This window comes from Croceitalea vernalis, from assembly GCF_031846405.1.
GTDB classification, from domain to species: Bacteria; Bacteroidota; Bacteroidia; order Flavobacteriales; family Flavobacteriaceae; genus Croceitalea; species Croceitalea vernalis.
On the sequence record NZ_JAVRHU010000001.1, the window covers coordinates 651,226 to 676,215 of the forward strand.

A 24,990-nucleotide genomic window follows, 5' to 3' on the forward strand; every position below is an offset into this window, starting at 1 on the left:
ATGATTTTAAGCCCCAATATTAAGAACTGTATTGCTGTTTTGTCGCTAACAATACTTTTTGCTTCTTGCAAATCAACTAAGTCCATAGCGGCTGGGGAATTGGATAATTCGCTTTCTGCCAAAAAAATAATTCAAAATCATTACCAAAACGAACTTGATTTTGAAACATTAAGCGGAAAAGTAAAAATAGATTACTCTGACGGAGAGAGTAGTCAGGGTTTTAGTGTAAGTCTGCGTATGAAGAAGGATGAGGTTATTTGGATAAGTGCCCCATTAGGAATGGTCAAGGCGCATATAACGCCTGAAAAGGTTTCTTTTTATAACCGCTTACAAAATGAATATTTTGACGGTGATTATGCATATTTGAGTAATATTCTTGGGACTGAAGTTGATTTTCAAATAGTGCAGAATTTATTAATTGGTAATGCTGTTCTTGATTTAAGAGATGATAAATATGCGATGTCAATCGCCGATGGAAAGTACAATTTAAAACCAAGAAAACAGCAAGAGTTATATAAAATATTATTCTTTTTAGAACCAACTAATTTTAAAATTTCACAACAACAAATTTCACAACCATCTGAGAATAGGTTTCTAAAAATGGAGTATTCGTATGCAGAAGTGACCAACAAGGTGGTGCCTAATACTGTTGATATTGAAGCTATTAGTGATGACAGCACGAATACTATTGAACTGGAATATAAAGGTTTTGAATTTGACCGAAAACTGAACTTCCCTTATAAAATACCGAAAGGTTTTAAACAAATTGTTTTGAATTAATATGGCATTGGCTCACAAAAACCATATCATTTTTTTCTTTTTGGCATTTTGTGTGAGCCTTAATTGTTTTTCTCAATCAAGCGAGCAAAAGGCCTTGGAGGCTAAAAGGGCACGCTTGCAAAAAGAGATTAAGGAAATGAACAGATTGCTTTTTGCAGAAAAAAAGGAAAAGGGCAATGTGTTAGAGCAAATGGATGATTTAGATAGAAAAATAAATATCAAACAGGAGCTTATCCGAGTAACCAACCAGCAGTCTAATTTATTAAACAGACAAATCAATGCCAATGTTCGTAGTATTGGTAAATTAAGAGAAGATTTAGAATTACTCAAAAGTGAGTACGCTGAGTTAATACAGAAATCTTATCAAAACAAATCTCAAGAGAATAGACTGATGTTCCTTTTATCTTCCCAAAACTTTTTTCAAGCATTTAAAAGACTCCAATATATGGAGCAGTATACTAAGTTTAGAAAAAAGCAAGGTGAAGACATTATTGATAAGACAAAAAAACTAGCTAACTTAAATAGTGATCTTGTTGAGCAACGAAAAGTCAAAGACCGATTATTGTCTGAAAATAGAAAAGTCAAAAAAGACCTCTATAAGGAAATTACTTCGCAGAAAGACCTCTTAAAAAGCATACGACAAAATGAGAGTAAGTATACCAGCGCTATTGATAATAAAAAGAAAGAAACACGGAGAATTAATCGTGAAATAGATGCATTGATTAGAGCAGCTATAGCAAGCTCTAATAAAGGGTCAGGAAGCGCAAGCTCTGCTAAGTTTGCTTTAACCCCAGAGGCAAAATTAATAGCGACTAATTTTTCTTCCAATAAAGGGAAACTAATTTGGCCGGTAGAAAAAGGAATTAAAAGTCAGGGCTTTGGAAAGTATAAGGATAAGATTTACCCGGGAATTACTCGTGAGAATAATGGAGTGACAATCGCTACAGATAAAGGCGCACAAGCAAGAGCTATTTTTGAAGGAGAGGTCATTACTATTCAGACCAACAAAATGGGTGTTAAGGGAGTTTATTTGCGCCATGGTAACTACATAAGCATGTATTACAATCTTGCTAAAGTTTATGTGCAAAAAGGTGACATAGTTAGTGCAAAAGAGCCTTTAGGTGAAATATATACCAATCGGTTTAATAATGCTACAAGCCTAAAATTCTACCTTTATCAAGATACCCAAAAGCTTAATCCAGAAAATTGGATTTTTCAATTATAGGTTTTGTTAACCTAAATTTTACATCATTTAGAGCAACCATTAATTAAGACTAGTACCTTAATAAATATGAAAAAAATACTTGTTTGCGCTCTTGCGCTTTTACTAGTTGCTTTTGATTGCGAAGATGAAATTGAGTTTCAAGACAATCAACGTTTGTTATTAAAAGCTAGACTTGTTAATTCTGATGGTAATTTATTTCAGAATACACCAGTAGAGGTTTTTGCTAGTAGAGAGTATGGTTATCAATTAGAAGGTCAATTAAATTATAATTTCGGTGAATTAATCGGGAGTGGATCGAGTGATAATAATGGCGATGTTGCAATCACTGCATTAAAGCCACTTAATGCTTCGAATATTTACACTCTTTTTAATTTTGAGGGCTCTCAGGCATTTCAAACAGAATACGCTCCACTGATAATCAATTTCATAAATCGAGAAAAAACAGATAATAACACTTATGACTTGGGCGAGGTAGTTATTGACAAGGCTTTGGAATTTGAACTCATGGCCTCTAGAACTATGAATCTTACTGATACTCTGAGATATAGTTGGCAGTACAACAGAGGAGTAAAGATTATAGGTAATAATCCAGTATCCGATTATTATTTTATAGATGACGGAAGAGATAGCGGATTTAATGAACTATTACCGACAGAATTCACCAAAGAAAACACTTTTAAGGTCATAGAAAGTGACACCATACTTATTGATTATCAATTAATTAATAATGGTATAACAGCTTCTGAACAACTACAAATTATTGTCAATGAACAATCAGGCTCTTTTGAATTTGAATTTTAGAAAGCTTAATATTTTCTTCTTTTCTCTTTTGTCTTTCGCTTTGTTTGCCCAGGAAGCACAGGTAAGTACAGATAAAGGGGATTATTATTATGATATACTTGGGCAAGGTAAGGTAGGTTTTTTAAGCCCTTTGGCTTATGGAAGTAATTTCATTGCTGATGGATATGATACCTGGAACGGAGTAAATATTGAGGCACAGATTAAGCTCAATCATAACTTATTGATAGGATTACAATTGCAGGCTTTTAAAGGAAGAGTAATTGACCAAGAATTAGTAGGGCCCATTGATGCTAGCGGCATGACACATTTTTTTGTTACCACTGGGTATTCTTTGTTAGATAAAAAAAAGGACATTCAGTTGGAAGCCTCCATTGGTTTAGGTAGTGTTACTTTAAGAAATGAAAGAGATTTTCGACGTTTTAATGATAGCGGTTTCGCCTTAATGGCAAACTTAAATTTCTCTTATCGTTTGAATTATTGGTTAGGTTTTTACTTAGGGCTTCAGAATAATTGGGATTTTTGGTCTATTGAGCGCCCTTCTGAGCTCGACGATGTGTTTGGGAATACTTCAATTTTTGCTCCTTCGTTCGGGTTAAAATTTTATGTGCTTTAACCCATAAAAAGAGCTCGAAGCTCGGTAGCCTCAGTTGGTTTCATTTTGCCTGCAAGCACTAAACTCAATTGTTTTCGTCTAAGTGCTGCTTCAAAACGTTCTTTTTCCAAGGTTGTCTCAGGTGCTAAAGCTGGCACTTCGGTTGGAACTCCCGTTTCATCGACAGCTACAAAAGTGTAAATAGCTTCATTAGCCTTTGTTTTTTCTCCAGTGAAGCGATCTTCCATCCAAACATCAATATAAATCTCCATAGAGGTTCTAAAAGCCCTTGAGACGGCTGCTTCAACCGTTACTACACTGCCTAAAGGCACGGCTCGATTAAAAGCCACATGATTTACCGAGGCAGTCACCGTCACACGTCGGCTGTGTCTGCGAGCAGCAATGCTTGCCGCACGATCCATACGAGCTAACAGTTCACCACCAAACAGATTGTTCAAAGGGTTGGTTTCACTTGGCAAAACCATATCAGTCATGACAGTTCTCGATTCACTAGGATTTTTTGCACGCATCATTGAAATTTTGCGCAAAGATAAGGGTCAAATATCGATATTAATCGATAATTCTATTCTTTTGAAATTATGAAGTTGATTTAAAGAAGTGTCCTTTTTAAGGGCAAGGTGCTTTTATTTATCAGAAAGAATCCAAACGTCAGGTGAAGTACTGCGCTTAATTTTGCGATATAATTTTAATGCTTCTTTATTATCACTAAAACTAGCATAAGATACTTGATGTAAGCCATATCTATTAGCACCAATATATCTTGCATTGTACCCTAATTGTTTTAATTGAGTTACTTTTTTATCAGCATTTCCTTTTATTCTAAAGGCACCAGCCACGACATGATGCAATGGCCCCTCTTCAAAATCTTTTTTAGTCACTGCTAAATTCAACGAAGGCAATTCCATTGGAGAATTGTCAAAGAAAGTAGCTTCTTGAATATGTCGTTCTACTTGTTCTTTAGCTTCGCTATCCACTAATTGTTGTTGGAGATTATTTTGATTATAAAATTGATAGCTAGAAACACCTAAAGACAACAACAAGAGTGCAATAGCAGCATATTTCAATAGTGGTCTAAACGAACCTTCTTTTCTTTGTTCAGGGGTAATTATAAAAGGAATACGCTCTTCAATTGCTTCAACTTCTTCTTTCAATTTTTCACGAAGAATTGGTTTAGATGCGAAAGAGGATAATCCAAACGAAGAGGTCAAATAATTAATTTTGTTCTCCGGCTTAAATTGTATTTTACCTTCAAGATTTAATTTTAGTTTGCCAACACCAAAAAGGTCTATGACTTCACCTTGTAATAGTTTTTGTTTCCATTCTTTTGAGGTTTCATTGACCTCTTCAAGAATATCTTCATAAGAAAGTTTTTTGGCCTTAGAAATGTGTGAAACAAGAAGTCCGTCGTTTTTAGCTAATTGCTCATTAAAAGAAATGACCTTTGTAGGAGGATATAAGGTATTTGTGCTAGCATCAACCCTTGCAGAGGAAGAATGAGCAAGAAAAGCACCAAATTCAGGCATCACAACACAGTTGTAACGATACAGTAATTCTTTGATGTAATGTTCTACGCGCATTGAGGCAAATATTACAAAAAAAGAACAACCACAAAATAGTCGAGATAACTTTTTATTAACATTCTAATTTGTGTATTTTGTGAAAAACTCAAGTTGAAGTATTGATGTCTGAAAATGAACTTATTGCCTTACTAAGACTACAGAGAATTCCTAATATAGGTGATGTTATTGCTAAAAAATTACTGAATCGATTTGATTCTGCGACAGCAATTTTTCAAGAAAAAAAAGAAAGCCTTTTAAAAATTGATGGCATCGGCAGTTATACATTAAAACATCTTTTTGATAGTGAATACCTCGAAACAGCCGAGCAAGAATATAGATTTATAGAGGATAATAGCATTAAGTGTATCTATTTTTTGGACCATGATTATCCCAAGAGATTAAAGCATTGTATTGACGCTCCTATTTTACTTTTTCAATCTGGAGATATTGATTTAAAAGATAAAAAAATAGTTAGTGTAGTAGGAACCCGAAATATTACGAGCTACGGTCAGGCCTTTTGTGAAAAGTTTATTGAAGATATTGCTCCTTTAGACCCCGTTATAATTAGTGGTTTTGCCTACGGAGTTGATATTAATGTCCAAAGAGCAGCACTGGAAAAGGGTCTTCAAACCATAGGGTGTTTAGCGCATGGTTTAAACCAAATATATCCTAAAACACATAAAAAGTATAGAGCCCCTATTGAGAAAAATGGAGGTTTCTTGACTGAATTTTGGAGTTCTAGTAATCCAGAACGGGAAAATTTTTTAAAGCGAAACCGAATTATTGCAGGTATCAGCGAGGCAACAATTGTAGTGGAATCTGCCGAAAAAGGAGGTAGTTTGGTTACGGCTGATATTGCGCACAGTTACAATCGTGATGTTTTTGCTGTTCCTGGTCGTTCAACGGACAGGTATAGTTTAGGCTGTAATAATTTAATCAAACAACAAAAGGCCCAAATGCTCACGTCAGCAGCGGATTTGATTTATTTGTTAGGATGGGAGATTGAGAAGGAGAAAAAAACTCCAGTTCAAAAACAACTTTTCATCGAACTTGATGAAACAGAAAAGTCTATCTACCAATACTTGCAGTTAAACGGGAAACAGTTACTGGATACCGTAGCTTTAGCATGTGGTTTACCAATTTTCAAAGTTTCTGCTACTCTTTTGAATATGGAGATGAAAGGTGTGATTCGCCCGTTACCTGGTAAATTATTCGAAGCAATCTAATTTTAGAAATTTTATGGATACCACTCACCGATTGTTTTCAGACAGAAAGGGTTTTCTAGTTGGAAGTGTTTTTTAACAGCAGAAATATGTTCTTTAACTATCGATTTGCATTTTTATGATGAGCCAAGCCTTAACGAGAGGTCAAATTTGAAGCCTTAAAAAGGACAAAGAAGTCGACGAGCGGTCAATTTTCGTTATAATCTAAATTATTACAATGAAAAAGAAGGTTTTTAGTACCCAACTTTTTCTCTAACCCGATCAAGAACATTATTAGCCACTTTACAAGCTTTGTTAGCGCCTAAGGCTAGGGCATCGTCAATCTCATTAAGATTGTTCATATAATATTCAAACTTTTCTCGAGGTTCTTCAAATTTCTGAATAATTGTTTCATAGAGCGCTTGTTTTGCATGCCCATAACCATAATTACCTGCCAAATAATTAGCACTCATTTCCTCAATTTCCTCTTGAGTTGCTAAAAGCTTGTATAAGGCAAAAACATTATCATCAGTTGGATCTTTAGGATTTTCCATTGGTATACTATCCGTCACAATACCCATCAACTGTTTTCTTAGTTTTTTATCTGTTTGAAATAAATTGATAGTATTTCCTTTGCTTTTACTCATTTTTTCGCCATCCGTACCCGGAACGTACATCGTGCTCTCTTGTAGCTTTGTGTCAGGCAACACAAAGGTTTCACCAAATTGGGCATGAAATCTTGAAGCAACATCACGTGTCATTTCTAAATGTTGAGATTGGTCTTTGCCTACAGGAACAATATTGGCATCATATAGTAAGATATCAGCAGCCATAAGCATGGGGTATGTGAAAAGTCCGGCATTAACATCTTCTAACCGGTCAGCTTTATCCTTGAACGAATGGGCAAGAGTCAGTCGTTGGTATGGAAAAAAACAGCTCAAATACCATGACAATTCTGTTACTTGAGGCACATCACTTTGGCGATAAAAAACAGTCTTTTCAACATCAAGACCAAAAGCTAACCAAGTTGCTGCAGTAGCGTAAGTGTTATTTCTGAGTTCTTCACCATTTTTTATCTGAGTAAGTGAATGCATATCCGCAATGAATAAAAACGACTCATTCTCAGGATTTTGCGCCATTTCTATAGCCGGAATTATAGCTCCTAAAATATTGCCCAAATGCGGTATACCCGTACTTTGTATACCCGTAAGTATTCTTGCCATGCTCTAATTTTGAATCGTAAATGTAAACAATCCGTAAAGGATTAAAAAGAAGTGATTAGGAGTTATTTTTTAAAAAGTCCAGCGATAAATAAAATTACTAAAGCTCCTATAAGTCCCGTAACCAAATCTCCTATAACTCCTGAATTAATTGACACTGCAAGTCTCTTAAAAACCCAGTTACCAACTACTCCGCCAACAATGCCTAGTACAATATTGACGAGGTTTCCAAAACCACCACCTTTAATTAGTTTACCAGCAAGCCACCCAGTCAAAGCACCAATGATTAAAGGATATAAAATGTTCATTTTGAGATTTATTTAAGCTTGATTTTAAATATAGAAATTTTTCGTTCTCGAAGAATAAGTCTTAAAAAGAGAAATTTTCAAGTCAATTCAAAAAGATTGGCCAAGTTCATAATCAAATATTCTACTTTTGAAATCGTGTTAAGGCTTTTAAAAAACATTGGGTACACTTTTTACCGCGTCTGGTTTTATATACTTGTTGCATTGCCAATAGTAGTCTTCTTTCCCTTTTTACTGATTACAACGATTTCTGAAAAGACCTATCCCCAATTTTTTTGGCTAGCCAGAAACTTATGGGCAAAAACCATTTTGTACGGTATGGGTTGTCCTCCTAGAATTCAAAGGCAACAAGAATTAATTAAAAACGAAAGCTATATGTTGGTTGCTAATCATACAAGTATGCTCGACATTATGTTGATGCTTTATGTTAGTAAAAATCCTTTTGTTTTTGTTGGAAAAAAAGAGTTGGCTAAAATACCTCTGTTTGGATTTTTTTATAAGCGCGTTTGTATTTTGGTGGATAGAAATGATCCAAAAAGCAGAACGGCAGTATATCGTAGTGTTCAGAAAAGATTGAATAACGAATTAAGTATCTGTATTTTTCCGGAAGGAGGTGTGCCTGACGAAGAAGTACTTTTAGATAAGTTTAAAGATGGGGCTTTTAGAATGGCCATTGCACATAATATACCGATTGTTCCGATGACCTTTTATGATTGTAAGACCCGATTTTCTTGGACATTTTTTAGTGGAGGTCCCGGTAAACTAAGAGTTAGAATACATGAGTTTTTTGAAACTGGAATTCTTGGAAGTGAAGATACATCAACCTTACGCGAAGAGGTGAGAGAAACTATTTTGAATTCCTTAAAAATAAAAGAGCCCTCCAATATTAATTGAAAGGCTCTTTAAATTGTCACAAGAGTGACAACTAACCAACTTCTTTAGAATTTAAAACTTACACCACTATAAACACCAATGGTATAAGGTCTAAATAGACCCGCGGTGTCTGAAAATGTGTTCAATTGGTATTTAAAAACAGGTTCTAAATTCAACTGTACTTTTGGAGAAAATTCATAATTAAAACCTAATCCAATATTGGTGCTGAAATTGACGTCATTCAAATTATTTGCCTGCCCCATTTCGGTAACTAACCCTTCTGATTCTAAAGAAACAGAATTGTCAACTAAGAATAGAGAACTCACCCCGCCAATTACGTTAATGCCTAATTTTTTATCTACAAGGGCATAGTTTAATTCAAAAGGGACTTCTAGGTATCCCATTTGTTGCACCATTCGACCTTCTAAAGCAGGGCTAGTAGCATTAAATTCTGATGAAGTAACATCACTAGCAGCAGCATCACTTCTGGGCTTGCTCTCCACAACTAAATTTCGAGAGGCTTGAGAATAACTTATATTATCAATAAGGTCATTAGTTGAAGCTTGCAATGACGAAGAAAAGACCACATCATTGGTATCATAGCCAAAATCAACTTTATGCACCCCTGTTCTTATACTCAACTTTTTACTTACCCCATAAGATACTTGTAAACCATAACTTAAGTTAACATTACCAGATTTAGTATTAGAAGCAAAATTTGAGTGAATGGGAGAACCTTGTCCTTGTGCATCAAAATAAACAGGTGCAACTGACGGCCCCATAGCCCATCTACTTTCTGATTTTTCAGTTATTTCTTTTTCCTCATCTTGGTTTTGTTCAGCTATGGCATCAAAAATGGATATTTTGATTTCATCTTCTACTTCTTCTTTTTGCGTCACATTACTTTCAACAACTTGTTCTTGTGATTTGAAAAGGTCAGTATTCGAGGTATTTTCTATAACAGGTTTCTTGTTTGTGATCTCGGCAACTGCATTTCTTTTGCTTTCAACAGTTTCATTGATTTGTTGGGTTGAAAATTTTGGTTTATCCTCAGCTTTATTTTTAGAATTATCAATCTTATTGTTGTTGACGACAGCCTGATTTTGGTTTTCATAGCTATTGGAATTTAAAAACTTAACATTTCCTGAAGATTTAATCGCTGATGTTTTTTCTTTCTCCTCAATATAGGCTTCATTTTCTTCAGTATTAATACTGGTTACTTCAGTAGTATTGTCATTTTTGATGTTAGCTGGTAATTCATTATTTTCAAAAACGTCTTTACCATCTATTGTTTGATCATCCCGAATATCAGTTATTATCGTTTCTTCAATTGATTTGTCGGCGCTAAAGGGATTTATCACATAAAATAAAACAGCTAAAAGCGCTGCAATGCCACCGAGTTTCCACCATATTGGTACAACTCTTCTCTTATCTTTTTTCTCTAAAGATGCTTCAATGCTTTTCCAAACACCTTCATCAGGCACTTCCTTGAAGTCTTTTAATTTATCTCTAAAGAGATTGTCTAAATTATTTTTTTCCATCCTTAAAAACTTTAAGCAATGTTTATATTTTCTTTTTCTAGCTTTTCTTTTAAAATCATTCTAGCCCGAGCTAGATTTGATTTTGACGTTCCTGTCGAGGTACCTAACAGTTCACTAATCTCTTTATGTGAATAACCATCCATCACATATAAATTAAAAGTCAGGCGATATTTATTTGGCAACTCCTGTATATAAGCTAATAGTCTTGATAAACTTATATTCGTTTCTTGCACCTCAACATCAATAATTTCGCCATAGTTCTCTGTAACTACATCTAAATGTTTCTGTTTTCTATATTTCTGTAAAACCGTATTAACAGTTATACGTTTTATCCAACCTTCAAAAGAACCTTTATGATTAAACTGACCAATTTTCTCATAAATGGTCATAAAACTGTCATGAAGATTATCTTCAGCTTCAGTTTTATTTCGCGAATACTTTAAGCATATACCAAAGAGCACATTAGAATATTTTCTATAGAGCTCTTCTTGGGCTTTTCGCCGTCCTTTTTTACAATTGTCTATGAGTTCTTCAAGACTCAAAATAGTTGGTTAGGTTTAAATTAGTTTACGCCTTCTGGTCTAACAGGTACTATATATTCTAAGTATTCAGGATTGCCATTTGCATCATTACCAGAATAAAATCTTAGGGTATAAGTGCCTATATTAAGGGCTGTAAATTCAAAAGAAGCTGTTATATCGTCATCCATTAAAACACAGTCCTCTTGCTCCAAAAAAGAGCCAATAGCAACTATACTTCTAGTATTCAATTCTCCTTCAAATACATCAAAACCTTCAAAATAGGTACAAGTATCCGGCCTTTCATAGGTTACTTGAATATTGTGAGAGGCATTTTGTTGAAAACTCTCAGGCAATTCAACGGATACTATTTTGAGATTGACGAACTGAAAATTTTCTTCTGATGATATATCACAACCATAGAATGAAAAAATAACTACTACGCATAGAAGTACTATTACCTTCTTTATCATAACCAATTATACTTAAATATATAGATGTGACTATAACGCTAAGGTTGCGTATTTAGGGTATTTAATCAAATAAAATGTAAAGAATTTACTCTTTGACAGCTTTTAAAGCCTCCTTAATTTTTTCTTCGAGTTCTTCAGATAGTTCAGGATTGTCTTCTAAGAGGTTTTTTACAGCATCTCTACCTTGTCCTAATTTAGTGTCTCCGTAACTAAACCAAGAGCCACTTTTCTTGACAATTTCAAAAGCTACACCTAAATCAAGAATTTCTCCAACTTTAGAGATTCCTTCTCCATACATGATGTCAAATTCCGCAGTTTTAAAAGGAGGCGCCACTTTATTTTTGACCACTTTTACGCGAGTTTTATTTCCTAAAACCGCACCATCAGTACTTTTTATTTGCGTAGATCTTCTAATGTCTAAACGTACAGAAGCATAAAATTTTAGCGCATTTCCACCGGTGGTAGTTTCTGGGTTACCAAACATCACCCCAATTTTTTCACGGAGTTGATTAATGAATATTACGGTACAGTTGGTTTTGCTAATTGAGCCTGTTAATTTTCTCAAAGCTTGAGACATTAAACGTGCATGAAGACCCATTTTCGAATCGCCCATTTCACCTTCAATCTCACTTTTAGGTGTAAGTGCGGCTACGGAATCGATAATCACTATATCAATAGCGCCAGAACGAATTAAATTATCAGCAATTTCTAGTGCTTGTTCTCCATTATCAGGTTGTGAAATGATTAAATTATCAATATCTACACCTAATTTTTTAGCATAAAAACGGTCAAAAGCATGTTCCGCATCAATAAAGGCAGCAATGCCACCATTTTTTTGAGCTTCAGCAATTGCGTGCAAGGTTAAGGTAGTTTTACCTGATGATTCAGGGCCATATATTTCAACAACTCGACCTCTCGGGTATCCACTAACGCCTAACGCTATATCTAACCCTAAAGATCCAGAAGAAATTACTTCAACATCTTCAATTACACTATCACCCATTTTCATGACAGCTCCTTTTCCGTAGGTTTTATCTAGTTTGTCTAAGGTAAGTTTTAGTGCTTTTAATTTGGCCTCGTTATTGTTACTCATAATCTGAAAAAAATTAGACAACTAAAATACCACTTCTTTTGATTTTAAAGTACCAACGCAACCAATTAAAAATACATACATCTTAATATTGCTAATTCAAATGTACATATGACTTTAAGTTTAAAGTCACAAGACCGCTGATACGACTTTTAAATATGAAAAAGAAAAGTAGTGGTCAAAAGGCATCCTCCCCAAGGATGCCTTTTTTATTTAATCATTATTTTTGTCTTAATCATTTATTTTCAACTTAAAACTATTGGTATAGCATGCAACTGTACAATACATTAAGTGCGAAAGAAAGGGAAGAACTTATTGAAAAGGCAGGTAAAGACCGGCTAACGATTTCTTTCTATACTTATGCGCACATAAAAAACACAGAAATTTTTAGAAATCATCTTTTCATTCATTGGAATGAAATGGAAGTATTGGGCAGAATATATGTTGCTCATGAGGGTATCAATGCTCAGTTATCTGTTCCTGCCGAGAATTTCGAGGTCTTTAAAAATCACTTAGATAGTATTACATTTTTAGAAAATGTAAGATTGAATATCGCTATTGAGCAAAACAATAAATCATTCTTAAAACTTAAAGTAAAGATTCGGCATAAAATTGTTGCCGATGGCCTTAATGATGACACTTTTGATGTGACCAATAAGGGAATTCATGTGGGAGCTGAAAAATTTAATGAGCTCATTGAAGATCCAGATACTGTATTGGTTGATATGAGAAATCACTATGAAAGTGAAATAGGACATTTTAAAAATGCTATTACTCCGGATGTTGACACCTTTAGAGATTCACTTGACATAATCGAAGAAGATTTGGCTGATCATAAAGAAGATAAAAAATTGGTAATGTATTGCACGGGTGGAATTCGTTGTGAAAAAGCAAGTGCCTATTACAAGCACAAAGGCTTTAAACAAGTCTATCAACTTGAAGGAGGTATCATTGAATATACAAGACAGGTGAATTCTAAGAATTTAGAGAATAAATTCTTGGGAAAAAACTTTGTTTTTGACCACCGAAGGGGAGAACGTATTTCAGAAGACGTTATTGCTAATTGTCATCAATGCGGAAACCCTTGTGATACACATGTAAATTGCGCCAATGAAGCTTGTCATCTTTTATTTATTCAATGTGAGGCTTGCGCTACAAAAATGAATAATTGTTGTTCGGACAATTGCAAAGAAATTCATGAATTGCCTTTTGAAGAGCAAAAGAAACTCAGAAAAGGTAAGCACGCGAGCAATAAAATTTTCAAAAAGGGTCGTTCAGAGGTGCTAAAGTTTAAAAAGTCGCAATAAGTGACAACTTAAATTATGCTATCTTTACTTTTGAGTTAAATATGAACCCTTTTTAAAGAAATTCTTAAAAATTTCTTTAAGTCAAGATATAAAATATGGGATGTAGCAGTTGTTCAACTGGTAAAGATGGACAGCCGCGTGGATGCAAGAACAATGGTACTTGCGGAACCGATGGTTGTAACAAACTTACAGTTTTCGATTGGCTTTCTAATATGTCGTTGCCAAATGGTCAAAAACCCTTTGATTGCGTAGAAGTCCGGTTTAAAAATAGTCGAAAAGAATTCTTCAGAAATACAGAAAATCTCTCTTTGTCCATAGGCGATGTTGTAGCTACGCAAGCAAAATCTGGACATGATGTTGGCATTGTAACCCTGACAGGTGAATTGGTGAAGGTGCAAATGAAGAAGAAAAAAACTTCTTATGAAGACAAAGACCTTCCAAAAATTTACCGAAAAGCATCACAAAGAGATATTGATATTTGGCAAAAATGTAGAGACAAAGAACAAGAAATTCAAAAACGTTCGAGAGAAATTGCAATTGCCTTAAAACTTGAAATGAAACTTAGTGATGTAGAGTTTCAAGGAGATGGTTCAAAAGCAACTTTTTACTATACGGCGGAAGATCGTGTAGATTTTAGACAGTTGATAAAAGACATGGCCAAAGCCTTCAGTATTCGTATTGAGATGAGGCAAATTGGGTATAGACAAGAAGCGCAAAGATTAGGTGGCATTGGATCTTGCGGTCGTGAATTATGTTGCTCAACATGGCTTACAGATTTTAGATCAGTTAGCACTGCTTCTGCTAGATATCAACAACTAGCACTTAATCCTCAAAAATTAGCCGGGCAATGCGGTAAATTAAAATGCTGTCTTAACTATGAATTAGACATGTATCTGGATGCGCTTAAAAATTTCCCGCCACAAGACGCTAAACTACAAACAGAAAAAGGAGTGGCTTTTTGTCAGAAATCTGATATTTTTAAAGAAATGTTATGGTTTTCATATAAGAACGACCCTGCTAATTGGCATGCCCTGCATAAAGATCAAGTATTAGAGATACTTGAATTAAATAAGTTAAATAAAAAGGTAGCAAGCCTTGAAGGTTATGTTGTTGAAACTATTTCTGAAGAAAAATTAGTTTTTGAAAACGTAGTAGGTCAAGATAGTTTGAACCGTTTTGACAAGCCGAAAAACAAGAAGCGGAATAACAAGAGAAAGAACAATAAAAGGAGGTCAAAAAATCGTAATACAACGGCAAAAAATGGCTAAGAAGTTTTTTATAATACTGTTGGTAGTTTTTGTGTGCGCTTGTACATCAAATTTGGAGCATTCTGAATACCGAAGTTTAAATAATGGTATTTGGACAATGAAGGACACCCTCCGTTTTAGTTTTGCCAATGTGGACTCGTTAACAAGGCGTAACATCTTCATTAATGTTCGTAATGATAATTCATATGAGTTTAGCAATCTTTTCTTAATAACTGCAATGGAATCTCCTAAGGGTGAAATAGTTATTGATACCCTAGAATTTGAAATGGCTTTACCTGATGGTTCTTGGTTAGGTAAAGGCACTGGAAGCATTAAAGAAAATAAATTGTGGTTTAGAGAAAACGTCGTTTTTCCTGATTCTGGCGTATATAATTTTAAAATATCACATGCGATGCGAAAGAATGGTAGCGTTGGTGGTATTCAAGAATTAAAAGGTATTACAGACATTGGTCTACAAATTGAAAAAACACAATCCCCCTAATGGCACAGGCTAAGAAAAAACAGAAAAACAATTTTAAAAGGTTTATCAAGTGGTTTTGGATTTTATTTGGGTCCGGAATTCTTGCTGTGGTATTGATATTTTTACTCGCTTCATGGGGCGTTTTTGGAGAAATGCCTGATTATCAATATCTAGAAAATCCAAGAACAAATTTGGCAACTGAGTTTATTTCTTCAGATGGAGAAACTTTAGGCAAATTGTATTTAGATGATAACCGAACGCCGGTAGATTTCTCGCAATTACCCGAGAATTTAATCAATGCACTTGTCGCCACAGAAGACGTTCGCTATTTCAAACATGCAGGTATTGATGCAAGAGGCTTTTTACGTGCTTTGGCATATTTAGGAAAAAAAGGTGGAGCCAGTACTATTTCGCAGCAATTGGCTAGACAGTTATTTGTAGGTAGAAAGGCTATTGGTTGGAAAAGATATTTTCAAAAAATACGTGAATGGGTTTTGGCGATTCAGTTAGAGAGAAGTTATACCAAAGAAGAAATCATAGCTATGTATTTCAATATTTATGATTTTGGTAACAATGCTGATGGAATACGATCAGCATCGCGGATATATTTTGGAAAAGAACCAATGGAATTAAGAACGGAAGAATCAGCAATGTTGGTAGGGATGTTCAAAAATTCTTCATTTTATAATCCTAGGTCTCACAGAAACCCAATAGGTACACGCAATAGAAGGAATGTGGTTTTAGCTCAGATGGCTAAATATGATTATTTAGATGAACAGGTAAAGGACTCTCTTCAAGAACTACCTCTAAACCTTAATTATAATCCAGAGTCACACCGAGAGGGCCTTGCTACTTATTTTAGAATGTACATGCAACGTTGGTTAAATAGATGGGTAAAAGAAAACCCTAAGCCCGACGGAGAATCATATAACATCTATAAAGATGGGTTAAAAATATTCACAACGCTTGATTCTAGAATGCAAAAGAATGCTGAGGATGCAGTAGAAGCTCATATGGCTAAACTACAAGCGGAATTTTTTGTGCAGAATACTCCAGAACGTAATCCGACTACACCATTTCTAGATTTAGAAACTTTTGAGATAGACAACATTATCGAAAGAGCGATTAGAACATCGGATCGTTGGAGAGTTTTAAAAGGTCAAGGTAAATCTGAAAATGAAATCAGGGCTTCATTTAAGAAAAAAACTGAAATGACGGTGTTTGATTGGAACAGTGATTCTTACGAGAAAGACACTATCATGACACCACTTGATTCTATTAGATATTATAAGACTTTCTTAAGAACCGCTATGATGTCTATGGAGCCACAAACTGGTCATGTCAAGGCATGGGTTGGAGGCGTTGACTATAAACATTTTCAATATGACAATGTAATTCAGGGAACACGCCAAGCGGGGTCTACTTTTAAGCCATTTGTATATGCAGCCGCAATTGACCAATTACGTTATTCGCCCTGTGATTCCTTACCTGATTCTCAATATTGTATTGAGCCTCTAAAACATGGCAACATGGAAAAATGGTGCCCTAAAAATTCCAATGGAAAGTATTCCGGAAAAAATAGAACGTTGAAAAATGCATTGGCAAATTCAGTTAATACGGTGACAGCACAGTTAATAGATCAAGTTGGGCCTGGTTCGGTAGCTACTATCGCAAAAAATATGGGGATTACTAGAGAGATTCTTCCTGTTCCAGCTATTGCTTTAGGTGTACCAGAGGTCAATGTTTATGAAATGGTTGGGGCCTATGGCACATTTGCTAATCAAGGGGTTTATGTTAAGCCAGTAATGGTTACCCGAATTGAAGATAAAAACGGAACAGTGTTGTATGAATATGTTCCTGAAACAAAAGATGTGTTGAGCAAAGATGTTGCCTATACCATGGTAAATTTGATGGAAGGAGTTACTGAATATGGTTCAGGGGCAAGGTTAAGGCATACTTTTGGTAAGAATCAAACAAGGTATAAAGAAATTATCACAGGATACCCTTATGAGTTTAAAAACCCAATAGCAGGAAAAACCGGAACTACACAAAATCAAAGTGATGGTTGGTTTATGGGAATGGTACCAAATCTTGTTACTGGGGTTTGGGTTGGTGGAGAAGAAAGAGCAACGCATTTTAAATCTGGTGCTTATGGTGAAGGAGCATCCATGGCTTTACCAATTTGGGCTTTATATATGAAGGCTAATTACGAGAATGAAACCCTAGGAATTTCAAAAGAAGAGTTTGCAAAACCTGAAGAATTATCTATTAATGTCGATTGCGCAAAGATTGCTGAAGAGATGAAAAAAGAGTTGGACATTGAAGATGATTTAGATGATTTAGATTTTTAAAAGATATTCTCATGATAAAAAAAACGGTTTCTAATGTTTCTTCTGCTTTAAAAGGTGTTGATAATGGGATGACCTTTATGTTAGGAGGATTTGGACTATGCGGTATTCCGGAAAATGCCATTGCTGAATTGGTAGCATTGGAAATAAAAGATATTACCTGCATATCAAACAATGCAGGAGTTGATGATTTTGGTTTAGGGCTGCTTTTACAAAAGCGACAAATAAAAAAGATGATTTCTTCCTATGTTGGAGAGAACGACGAGTTTGAACGTCAGATGCTAAGCGGTGAGCTTGATGTAGAATTAACTCCACAAGGCACATTAGCTGAAAAATGTAGAGCGGCTCAAGCCGGTTTCCCAGCTTTTTATACACCAGCGGGTTTTGGAACTGAAGTTGCTGAAGGTAAAGAAACTAGAGAGTTTGATGGAAAAATGCATGTTTTGGAACCAGCCTTTAAAGCTGATTTTGCCTTTGTAAAGGCATGGAAAGGTGATGAAGCTGGTAATTTAATATTTAAGGGAACAGCACGCAACTTTAATGCGTGTATGTGCGGTGCTGCAAGCGTTACCGTTGCTGAGGTTGAAGAACTGCTACCAGCAGGAAGTTTAGATCCTAATGAAATTCACATTCCAGGTATTTTTATACAACGAATTTTTCAAGGAGAAAAATATGAAAAACGTATTGAGCAATTAACCTTAAGAACCAAAGAAGATGCTAGATAAAAACGGAATTGCAAAACGGATTGCTCAGGAAGTTCAAGATGGCTATTATGTAAATTTAGGAATAGGAATTCCAACCTTGGTAGCCAACTTTGTTAGAAATGATATTAGTGTTGAGTTTCAAAGTGAAAATGGAGTGCTTGGCATGGGCCCTTTTCCTTTTGAAGGGGAAGAAGATGCTGATATTATTAATGCCGGAAAACAAACGATAACAACACTCCCAGGGGCTTCTTTTTTTGATTCAGCTTTGAGCTTTGCAATGATTCGTGGAAAGCATGTTGATTTAACTATTTTAGGAGCAATGGAAGTTGCAGAAAATGGTGATATAGCCAATTGGAAAATTCCAGGAAAAATGGTTAAAGGCATGGGAGGCGCAATGGACTTAGTAGCATCTGCCGAGAATATAATTGTTGCTATGATGCACACTAATAGAGCTGGTCAAAGTAAACTTTTAAAACGTTGTTCACTACCTTTAACAGGGGTGGGTTGTGTAAAAAAAATAGTAACAAATCTTGCCGTTTTAGAAGTAACAAAAGATGGTTTTCTACTTTTAGAAAGAGCACCAGGTGTCACAGTAGAAGAGATAAAAATGGCAACGGAAGGTAACCTAACGATTCCTAATTATGTTCCGGAAATGAAAATCTAGCTTGTCGAATTAGTAAATAAATTTACTCATTTAACTCATTCACAACACCTTAGAACTCATTCACAACAAAATTTTTTTTAGCTCCCTGGTTTGGTTTTATTTTGGAATAATTAAGAAAGTACCCCAAATTAACCCTACAAAAACCAGAATCAATGATTTCTAAATTTCACCACGAATCTGTTGAAGAAGAAATACAGATTTACCGCAATGATTTTTATAGCGGCGTTATGAGATTGGTTAGAAAACTTTTTATGTTATAAACCAAACACCTCAACAAAAACACTAAAGACCTGATGTAAATCAAGGTCTTTTTTTATTTTTAGCACTTTCAATTTTCACATGAACGTAACATTTGAACTTTGTGGGTTAAATGATTTAGAAAGATTAATCAAGATTTCTAGAATCACTTTTTCAAATGCCTTTAAAGCAGATAATAATCCTAAAGACTTTAAAATTTATTTAAATAAAGCTTTCTCAAAAGAGGCATTGCTTAAGGAGTTAAAAGATGAAAATTCTGCTTTCTATTTTGTTTTTCTTAAAAATGACCTCGCAGGGTATTTTAAAGTAAATGAGTTCGGAGCTCAAAGTGATATAAAAGACAATGATGGCTTTGAATTAGAGCGTATTTATATCTTAAAATCTTATCAAAGAAAACAAATAGGCCTGAAAGTGCTCAGCAAAGTCTATGCTTTAGCAAAACAAAAAAGCAAAACATATATATGGCTTGGGGTCTGGGAAAAAAATCAAAAGGCTATCTTGTGGTATAAGAGAAACAATTTCAAAAAATTTGGAACGCATCCCTTTTTTATTGGAGCTGACGAACAAACAGATTGGTTAATGCAAAAAGAATTATAAGATGAAAATGACTATTGTGCTTAGCGTATTGAGTTTACTTTTCCTAAAAGTATGTATAGGACAAGACTATTATTTTCCTAAAAAGAATGATGTTTGGGAAACAAGCAACCAATCAAGCCAGTCTTTTAATGAAAATAGATTAGAAGAAGCAGTTTCATTTGCGAAAGACAATGAATATTCTGGATCTAGAGATTTAAGAATCGCGATTTTGAAAGGCTTTGAAAGAGAACCCTTTCATGAAATTTTGGGTCCTACTAAAAAACGTGGTGGCCCGGCAGGTATGATATTGAAGAATGGATATTTAGTGACCTCGTGGGGTGATACTAAAAGAGTTGATATGACCTTTAGCGTTACCAAAAGCTTTTTAAGTACAATGGCTGGTTTAGCTGAAGACAAAGGATTAATCAATAGTACAACTGATAAAGTAATCGATTATATCTGGGATGGAACTTTTGATGGAGCGCATAATTCAAAAATTACTTGGGAGCATTTATTACAACAAAATTCAGCTTGGTCAGGTGAGCTTTGGGGTGGAAAAGATTGGGCAGATAGACCACCTTCTGAGGGAGGTATTGATGATTGGAAGTTTGAAAAACCCAAAGAACCAGGCACTATAATGGAATATAATGATGTACGAGTAAATGTACTGGCGTATTCATTAACACATGTTTGGCGCAAACCAATGCCAATGGTATTAAAAGAGAATATTATGGATAAAATTGACGCTTCAACGACTTGGAGATGGCATGGGTATCACCATGCCTGGACAGAAGTTGACGGCCTGAAAATGAAGTCTGTTACCGGCGGTGGTCATTCTGGAGCAGGCATTTTTATTTCTGCCGAAGATATGGCTCGCTTTGGCATGTTGTTCTTAAATGATGGAAAATGGAGAGACCAACGGTTAATTAGCGAAGGGTGGATTCAAAAGGCTATCACTCCTTCAAAGCCAAATAACAATTACGGCTATATGTGGTGGTTAAATAAACAAGGAAGTAGACATTGGGAGGGTCTTTCTGAAAACATTTACTATGCTGCTGGTTTTGGGGGTAATTTTATAGTTATTGATAAAGAGAATGATCTGGTTGTTGTAACTCGCTGGCTTGAACCAAAAAAGATAGCTGAGTTTATGCGATTGGTAAATAGGTCTTTAAATTAAAGCGTATTTAAAATTTCTGCTGCTTTATCTAGGGTTTCTTCAGTTTTAGCAAAACAAAAACGTAGTTGCTGGTTATCTTGTTTGTTTAAATTGAAGACAGAAATAGGAATACTAGCAATCTTATATTCTCTTATTAAGCGTTCTGCATAAGCGACATCGTTCTCGACTGTTATTTTCGAATAATCTAAAACCTGGAAATAAGTTCCCGCACTTGGGGTTTTAATGAATCTTGAATCTTCAATTGCACTTAAGAAGTAATCTCTTTTTTGTTGGTAAAACTGATTGAGGCCTAAATAATTTTCAGGAGTTCTTAAATACTCAGCAACTGCTCGTTGCATCGGATGGTTTACGCAAAAAACAACATATTGATGCACTTTTTGAAATTCAGCCATTAGTTCTTTTGGTGCAGCACAGTAACCCATTTTCCATCCTGTTACATGAAAAGTTTTACCAAAAGAAGCACAGATGATACTTCTTGTGGCTAAGTCTTTGTATTTAGCTACACTTTCATGTTGGTTACCATCAAAGACCAAGTGTTCGTAAACTTCGTCGCTTACTACAATAATATCGGTACCTTCTAAAATAAGCTGAAGTTGAGTCATATCTTCTTTAGAAAGGATAGTTCCTGTGGGGTTGTGTGGCGTATTGATGATGACCATCTTGGTTTTATGAGAAATTGTCGATTTAAAAACGTCCCATTGTATTTTAAAATTGGCACCCTCTAATTGTATGGGTACAACTATGCCACCACAAAGTTCAATAGCTGGTTCATAACAGTCGTAAGCTGGTTTAAAAACTACCACTTCATCATTTGGTTTAATGAAGGCTGAAATCGCCGTAAAAATGCCCTGTGTGGCACTAGCTGTTATAGTAATTTCATTTTCAGGATGGTAATAACGACCATATAGGCTTTCTATCTTGTCAGCAATTACTTCGCGAAGAGAATAAATGCCTTGCATAGGTGCATACTGATTATGACCGGAGGAGATTGCTTGTTGGGCAAGATCTAATAGTGCTGCATCAGCACCAAAATTGGGAAATCCTTGTGAAAGGTTTACTGCATTATGCTTATGAGCAAGTTTTCCAATTGTAGTGAAAATTGTTGTTCCAACATTTGGCAATTTTGAATCCATCATGAATTGTAAATGCTTTAGAATTCAATTTAAGGAAACTTCAAGGTTTATTAGAAATAAACCGCTAAAGAAATAAAAAACCCAAACATTGAATAACAAGTTTGGGTTTTTAAGCTTTATTTTTGTACGCCGTATTATTTCACGCTAGCTGCAAGATACTCTCGATTCATACGAGCAATATTTTCCAAAGAAATGCCTTTAGGGCATTCAACTTCACAAGCTCCAGTATTGGTACAATTTCCAAAGCCTTCTAAATCCATTTGTTTTACCATGTTCAAAACACGATCAGTAGCTTCAACTTGACCTTGAGGTAATAAGGCAAACTGTGAAACCTTAGCTGAAGTAAATAGCATAGCACTTGCATTTTTACAAGCAGCAACGCATGCACCACAACCAATGCAAGTGGCCGCATTAAAAGAAGCATCTGCTGCATCTTTTTCAATAGGAATTGCGTTAGCATCAACTGGGCGACCAGATGTGTTTACCGAGATATACCCCCCTGCTTGTTGTATTCTATCAAAAGCTGTTCTATCAACAATTAAATCTTTGATTACAGGAAAAGCTTTAGCTCTCCATGGCTCTATAACAATAGTATCACCATCGTTAAAACTTCTCATATGCAATTGACACACAGTAATCATAGAATCTGGACCATGCGGTCTACCATTTATCATCAGAGAACAAGTACCGCAAATACCTTCTCTACAATCATGATCAAACTCAACTGGCTCTTCACCTTTAGTTATTAAATCTTCATTTAAGACATCAAGCATTTCTAAAAAAGACATGTCATTTTCTATACCTTCTAGGGTATAGGAAACCATATTTCCTTTAGTAGATGCGTTCTTTTGTCTCCATATTTTTAAAAAAATCTTCATAGCAATATTTTTATTTATAAGAACGTGTCTTTACTTCAATATTTTCATAAACCAATTTCTCCTTATGTAATTTGGCTTTTCTTGGGTCACCTTTATACTCCCATGCAGAAACATAAGTGTAGTTCTTATCATCACGTAAGGCTTCACCCTCTGGTGTTTGATACTCTTCTCTAAAATGCCCACCACAAGATTCATTTCGGTCAAAAGCATCCATAGCAAACAATTCACCTAATTCAAGGAAGTCAGCAACTCGACCGGCCTTTTCTAATTCTTGGTTTTTAGCATTAGCATCACCAGGTACTTTTACATTTTCCCAGAAATCTTTGCGCAGTTCAGCAATTTCATTCATTGCTTCTTGCAATTCTTTTTCATTACGAGCCATGCCACATTTATTCCACATAATTTTACCCAATTTCTTATGGTAATAATCAACAGAGTGCTCGCCTTTAGCAGACATTAGTTTTTCTATTCTATCTCTTACATTTTTCTCTGCATCTTCAAATTCCGAAGAATCTGTAGAAATTGGACCAGTTCTAATATCATCCGACAAGTAGTCGCCAATAGTATATGGTAAAACAAAATAACCATCAGCTAGTCCTTGCATCAAAGCTGAAGCTCCTAAACGGTTTGCTCCATGATCACTAAAATTAGCTTCACCAGCAGCATAACAACCAGGGATGCTAGTCATTAAATTATAATCAACCCAAAGACCTCCCATGGTATAATGTACCGCTGGGTAAATCATCATTGGAGTTTTGTAAGGGTTTTGATCAACGATTTTTTCATACATCTGAAAAAGGTTTCCGTATTTGGCTTCAACGACTTCTTCGCCAAGTTTTCTAACCGTTGTATCATCAGGATTTTTCATACCTGATGTTAAAGCTTTTTCACGACCATAACGCATAATTGCAGCATCAAAATCTAGATAGACTGCTTCACCTGTTTTATTAACACCGAAACCAGCATCACAACGTTCTTTTGCAGCACGAGATGCTACATCTCTTGGAACAAGATTACCAAACGCAGGATATCTACGTTCTAAATAGTAATCCCTATCTTCTTCTGCTAGTTCAGTTGGTTTTAGCTTACCTGCTCTTATAGCTTCAGCATCTTCTTTTTTGGCAGGTACCCAAATACGTCCATCATTACGCAATGATTCAGACATCAATGTTAATTTAGATTGATGGTCACCTGATACTGGAATACAAGTAGGGTGAATTTGAGTAAAACATGGATTCGCAAAGAAAGCACCTCGTTTATGGGCTTTCCAAGCAGCCATTACATTAGCTCCCATACAATAAGTAGAAAGGAAAAATAAGTTTCCATAACCTCCAGTAGCAAGAACTACTGCATGTGCTGAATGTCTTTCTATTTCACCTGTAACTAAATTACGAGCAATGATTCCCCTCGCTTTACCATCGACCAAAACCAAATCTAACATCTCGTGACGAGTGTAAGATTTTATTTTACCTCTTTGAATTTGGCGATTCATTGCAGCATAAGCTCCTAAAAGTAGTTGCTGTCCTGTTTGACCTTTAGCATAAAAAGTTCTAGATACTAATACGCCACCAAAAGAACGGTTATCTAAAAGACCACCATATTCACGTGCAAAAGGAACCCCTTGTGCTACGCACTGGTCAATTATGCTTGTTGAAACTTCGGCTAAACGATGAACATTTGCCTCTCGAGAACGGTAGTCACCACCTTTTACAGTATCATAAAAAAGACGATATACACTATCACCATCACCTTGATAATTTTTAGCAGCATTTACACCACCTTGTGCGGCGATAGAGTGAGCGCGTCTTGGAGAATCTTGATAACAAAATGTTTTTACATTGTAACCTAGCTCAGCCATGGTCGCTGCTGCTGAACCACCGGCAAGCCCGGTTCCAACCACAATAACATCAATATTACGTTTGTTAGCAGGGTTAACTAAGTTAATCTCGTTTTTATATTTGGTCCATTTATCAGCCAAAGGACCTGATGGAACTTTTGAATCCAATACTCCCATAAA

25 protein-coding genes are annotated in these 24,990 nt (G+C 35.3%); 14 read left to right on the forward strand and 11 right to left on the reverse strand.

Features of this window, described 5'->3' with window-relative positions; all coding sequences use genetic code 11:
* The 4 genes from lolB1 (at nt 1) to RM520_RS02885 (ending at nt 3,419) form a co-directional block, all read left to right on the forward strand.
* Nucleotides 1-780, forward strand: coding sequence for a lipoprotein insertase outer membrane protein LolB1 (gene lolB1, locus RM520_RS02870; RefSeq protein WP_311386902.1), 780 nt, complete (start codon nt 1-3; stop codon nt 778-780).
* Between the two features lie 115 nt (nt 781-895).
* The gene (locus RM520_RS02875) at nt 896-2,005 is read left to right on the forward strand and encodes a murein hydrolase activator EnvC family protein (protein ID WP_311386903.1); all 1,110 of its coding nucleotides are present in this window, start codon (nt 896-898) and stop codon (nt 2,003-2,005) included.
* A gap of 66 nt (nt 2,006-2,071) precedes the next feature.
* Nucleotides 2,072-2,806 carry a hypothetical protein gene (locus RM520_RS02880; protein ID WP_311386904.1) on the forward strand — a complete coding sequence of 245 codons (735 nt, stop codon included), beginning with the start codon at nt 2,072-2,074 and terminating at the stop codon, nt 2,804-2,806.
* A complete protein-coding gene (locus RM520_RS02885) occupies nt 2,772-3,419 on the forward strand; it encodes a hypothetical protein (RefSeq protein WP_311386905.1) in 648 nt (215 codons plus the stop codon). The genes RM520_RS02880 and RM520_RS02885 overlap by 35 nt, the downstream gene beginning before the upstream one ends.
* Here the strand turns inward: RM520_RS02885 and RM520_RS02890 are convergent.
* Nucleotides 3,416-3,928: an acyl-CoA thioesterase gene (locus RM520_RS02890; protein ID WP_311386906.1), complete on the reverse strand. Its 513-nt coding sequence runs from the start codon at nt 3,926-3,928 to the stop codon at nt 3,416-3,418. The genes RM520_RS02885 and RM520_RS02890 overlap by 4 nt on opposite strands.
* 114 nt (nt 3,929-4,042) lie before the next feature.
* Nucleotides 4,043-4,996: an HU domain-containing protein gene (locus tag RM520_RS02895; RefSeq protein ID WP_311386907.1), complete on the reverse strand. Its 954-nt coding sequence runs from the start codon at nt 4,994-4,996 to the stop codon at nt 4,043-4,045.
* 104 nt (nt 4,997-5,100) lie between these two features.
* Between RM520_RS02895 and dprA the strand changes: the two genes are divergently transcribed.
* Complete coding sequence (gene dprA / locus RM520_RS02900) at nt 5,101-6,204, forward strand: DNA-processing protein DprA (protein ID WP_311386908.1); 1,104 nt, start codon at nt 5,101-5,103, stop codon at nt 6,202-6,204.
* Nucleotides 6,205-6,434: 230 nt separating this feature from the next.
* Here dprA and trpS read toward each other — a convergent pair whose 3' ends face one another.
* Both trpS and RM520_RS02910 read right to left on the reverse strand, forming a co-directional pair.
* On the reverse strand, nt 6,435-7,403 hold the full coding sequence (trpS, locus tag RM520_RS02905) for a tryptophan--tRNA ligase (protein ID WP_311384208.1): 969 nt from the start codon (nt 7,401-7,403) through the stop codon (nt 6,435-6,437).
* A 62-nt stretch (nt 7,404-7,465) separates the two neighbouring features.
* Nucleotides 7,466-7,708 (reverse strand): GlsB/YeaQ/YmgE family stress response membrane protein, encoded by a 243-nt coding sequence (locus RM520_RS02910; protein ID WP_311386909.1) that lies wholly within the window; start codon nt 7,706-7,708, stop codon nt 7,466-7,468.
* A 135-nt stretch (nt 7,709-7,843) separates the two neighbouring features.
* Here RM520_RS02910 and RM520_RS02915 point away from each other — a divergent pair, with 135 nt between their 5' ends.
* Entirely contained in the window at nt 7,844-8,599 is a 756-nt protein-coding gene (locus RM520_RS02915) for a lysophospholipid acyltransferase family protein (RefSeq protein WP_311387387.1), read from the forward strand.
* 44 nt (nt 8,600-8,643) lie between these two features.
* On the opposite strand, the gene RM520_RS02920 is transcribed toward RM520_RS02915, so the two are convergent.
* The 4 genes from RM520_RS02920 to recA form a co-directional block, all read right to left on the reverse strand.
* Complete coding sequence (locus RM520_RS02920; RefSeq protein WP_311386910.1) at nt 8,644-10,119, reverse strand: outer membrane beta-barrel protein; 1,476 nt, start codon at nt 10,117-10,119, stop codon at nt 8,644-8,646.
* A gap of 11 nt (nt 10,120-10,130) precedes the next feature.
* Nucleotides 10,131-10,661, reverse strand: coding sequence for an RNA polymerase sigma factor (locus RM520_RS02925; RefSeq protein WP_311386911.1), 531 nt, complete (start codon nt 10,659-10,661; stop codon nt 10,131-10,133).
* Nucleotides 10,662-10,681: 20 nt separating this feature from the next.
* A complete protein-coding gene (locus tag RM520_RS02930) occupies nt 10,682-11,110 on the reverse strand; it encodes a hypothetical protein (protein WP_311384212.1) in 429 nt (142 codons plus the stop codon).
* An 85-nt stretch (nt 11,111-11,195) separates the two neighbouring features.
* Nucleotides 11,196-12,203: a recombinase RecA gene (gene recA / locus RM520_RS02935; protein ID WP_311384213.1), complete on the reverse strand. Its 1,008-nt coding sequence runs from the start codon at nt 12,201-12,203 to the stop codon at nt 11,196-11,198.
* Between the two features lie 266 nt (nt 12,204-12,469).
* Between recA and trhO the strand changes: the two genes are divergently transcribed.
* The 8 genes from trhO to RM520_RS02975 all read left to right on the forward strand — a co-directional run bounded on the left by trhO (nt 12,470) and on the right by RM520_RS02975 (nt 20,962).
* Complete coding sequence (gene trhO, locus RM520_RS02940; RefSeq protein ID WP_311386912.1) at nt 12,470-13,507, forward strand: oxygen-dependent tRNA uridine(34) hydroxylase TrhO; 1,038 nt, start codon at nt 12,470-12,472, stop codon at nt 13,505-13,507.
* 95 nt (nt 13,508-13,602) lie between these two features.
* Nucleotides 13,603-14,775 (forward strand): PSP1 domain-containing protein, encoded by a 1,173-nt coding sequence (locus RM520_RS02945; protein WP_311386913.1) that lies wholly within the window; start codon nt 13,603-13,605, stop codon nt 14,773-14,775.
* Nucleotides 14,768-15,256, forward strand: a complete 489-nt coding sequence (locus RM520_RS02950) for a gliding motility lipoprotein GldH (protein WP_311384216.1) — start codon at nt 14,768-14,770, stop codon at nt 15,254-15,256. Before RM520_RS02945 ends, RM520_RS02950 begins: the two co-directional genes overlap by 8 nt.
* A complete protein-coding gene (locus tag RM520_RS02955; protein ID WP_311384217.1) occupies nt 15,256-17,586 on the forward strand; it encodes a penicillin-binding protein 1A in 2,331 nt (776 codons plus the stop codon). The genes RM520_RS02950 and RM520_RS02955 overlap by 1 nt, the downstream gene beginning before the upstream one ends.
* Nucleotides 17,587-17,597: 11 nt before the next feature.
* Nucleotides 17,598-18,308 carry a CoA transferase subunit A gene (locus RM520_RS02960; protein ID WP_311386914.1) on the forward strand — a complete coding sequence of 237 codons (711 nt, stop codon included), beginning with the start codon at nt 17,598-17,600 and terminating at the stop codon, nt 18,306-18,308.
* Nucleotides 18,298-18,951 (forward strand): CoA transferase subunit B, encoded by a 654-nt coding sequence (locus RM520_RS02965; RefSeq protein ID WP_311386915.1) that lies wholly within the window; start codon nt 18,298-18,300, stop codon nt 18,949-18,951. Before RM520_RS02960 ends, RM520_RS02965 begins: the two co-directional genes overlap by 11 nt.
* Before the next feature lie 339 nt (nt 18,952-19,290).
* Nucleotides 19,291-19,806 (forward strand): GNAT family N-acetyltransferase, encoded by a 516-nt coding sequence (locus RM520_RS02970; protein ID WP_311384220.1) that lies wholly within the window; start codon nt 19,291-19,293, stop codon nt 19,804-19,806.
* Nucleotide 19,807: 1 nt separating this feature from the next.
* Nucleotides 19,808-20,962 (forward strand): serine hydrolase domain-containing protein, encoded by a 1,155-nt coding sequence (locus tag RM520_RS02975; protein WP_311384221.1) that lies wholly within the window; start codon nt 19,808-19,810, stop codon nt 20,960-20,962.
* Here the strand turns inward: RM520_RS02975 and RM520_RS02980 are convergent.
* The 3 genes from RM520_RS02980 to RM520_RS02990 form a co-directional block, all read right to left on the reverse strand.
* Nucleotides 20,959-22,098, reverse strand: a complete 1,140-nt coding sequence (locus RM520_RS02980; protein WP_311386916.1) for a methionine aminotransferase — start codon at nt 22,096-22,098, stop codon at nt 20,959-20,961. The two genes, RM520_RS02975 and RM520_RS02980, sit on opposite strands and share 4 nt — an antisense overlap.
* Before the next feature lie 131 nt (nt 22,099-22,229).
* Complete coding sequence (locus tag RM520_RS02985; RefSeq protein ID WP_311384223.1) at nt 22,230-22,973, reverse strand: succinate dehydrogenase/fumarate reductase iron-sulfur subunit; 744 nt, start codon at nt 22,971-22,973, stop codon at nt 22,230-22,232.
* A 10-nt stretch (nt 22,974-22,983) separates the two neighbouring features.
* Entirely contained in the window at nt 22,984-24,987 is a 2,004-nt protein-coding gene (locus RM520_RS02990) for a fumarate reductase/succinate dehydrogenase flavoprotein subunit (RefSeq protein WP_311386917.1), read from the reverse strand.
* Between the last annotated feature and the right edge of the window lie 3 nt (nt 24,988-24,990).

Bases quoted from the DNA above. Each gene is read 5' to 3' on its own strand.
- lolB1 (WP_311386902.1), top strand. From the start codon at position 1: ATGATTTTAAGCCCCAATATTAAGAACTGTATTGCTGTTTTGTCGCTA.
- RM520_RS02880 (WP_311386904.1), top strand. From the start codon at position 2,072: ATGAAAAAAATACTTGTTTGCGCTCTTGCGCTTTTACTAGTTGCTTTT.
- RM520_RS02885 (WP_311386905.1), top strand. From the start codon at position 2,772: ATGAACAATCAGGCTCTTTTGAATTTGAATTTTAGAAAGCTTAATATT.
- RM520_RS02890 (WP_311386906.1), bottom strand. From the start codon at position 3,928: ATGCGTGCAAAAAATCCTAGTGAATCGAGAACTGTCATGACTGATATG.
- RM520_RS02895 (WP_311386907.1), bottom strand. From the start codon at position 4,996: ATGCGCGTAGAACATTACATCAAAGAATTACTGTATCGTTACAACTGT.
- dprA (WP_311386908.1), top strand. From the start codon at position 5,101: ATGTCTGAAAATGAACTTATTGCCTTACTAAGACTACAGAGAATTCCT.
- trpS (WP_311384208.1), bottom strand. From the start codon at position 7,403: ATGGCAAGAATACTTACGGGTATACAAAGTACGGGTATACCGCATTTG.
- RM520_RS02910 (WP_311386909.1), bottom strand. From the start codon at position 7,708: ATGAACATTTTATATCCTTTAATCATTGGTGCTTTGACTGGGTGGCTT.
- RM520_RS02920 (WP_311386910.1), bottom strand. From the start codon at position 10,119: ATGGAAAAAAATAATTTAGACAATCTCTTTAGAGATAAATTAAAAGAC.
- RM520_RS02930 (WP_311384212.1), bottom strand. From the start codon at position 11,110: ATGATAAAGAAGGTAATAGTACTTCTATGCGTAGTAGTTATTTTTTCA.
- recA (WP_311384213.1), bottom strand. From the start codon at position 12,203: ATGAGTAACAATAACGAGGCCAAATTAAAAGCACTAAAACTTACCTTA.
- trhO (WP_311386912.1), top strand. From the start codon at position 12,470: ATGCAACTGTACAATACATTAAGTGCGAAAGAAAGGGAAGAACTTATT.
- RM520_RS02945 (WP_311386913.1), top strand. From the start codon at position 13,603: ATGGGATGTAGCAGTTGTTCAACTGGTAAAGATGGACAGCCGCGTGGA.
- RM520_RS02950 (WP_311384216.1), top strand. From the start codon at position 14,768: ATGGCTAAGAAGTTTTTTATAATACTGTTGGTAGTTTTTGTGTGCGCT.
- RM520_RS02955 (WP_311384217.1), top strand. From the start codon at position 15,256: ATGGCACAGGCTAAGAAAAAACAGAAAAACAATTTTAAAAGGTTTATC.
- RM520_RS02960 (WP_311386914.1), top strand. From the start codon at position 17,598: ATGATAAAAAAAACGGTTTCTAATGTTTCTTCTGCTTTAAAAGGTGTT.
- RM520_RS02965 (WP_311386915.1), top strand. From the start codon at position 18,298: ATGCTAGATAAAAACGGAATTGCAAAACGGATTGCTCAGGAAGTTCAA.
- RM520_RS02970 (WP_311384220.1), top strand. From the start codon at position 19,291: ATGAACGTAACATTTGAACTTTGTGGGTTAAATGATTTAGAAAGATTA.
- RM520_RS02975 (WP_311384221.1), top strand. From the start codon at position 19,808: ATGAAAATGACTATTGTGCTTAGCGTATTGAGTTTACTTTTCCTAAAA.
- RM520_RS02980 (WP_311386916.1), bottom strand. From the start codon at position 22,098: ATGATGGATTCAAAATTGCCAAATGTTGGAACAACAATTTTCACTACA.
- RM520_RS02985 (WP_311384223.1), bottom strand. From the start codon at position 22,973: ATGAAGATTTTTTTAAAAATATGGAGACAAAAGAACGCATCTACTAAA.
- RM520_RS02990 (WP_311386917.1), bottom strand. From the start codon at position 24,987: ATGGGAGTATTGGATTCAAAAGTTCCATCAGGTCCTTTGGCTGATAAA.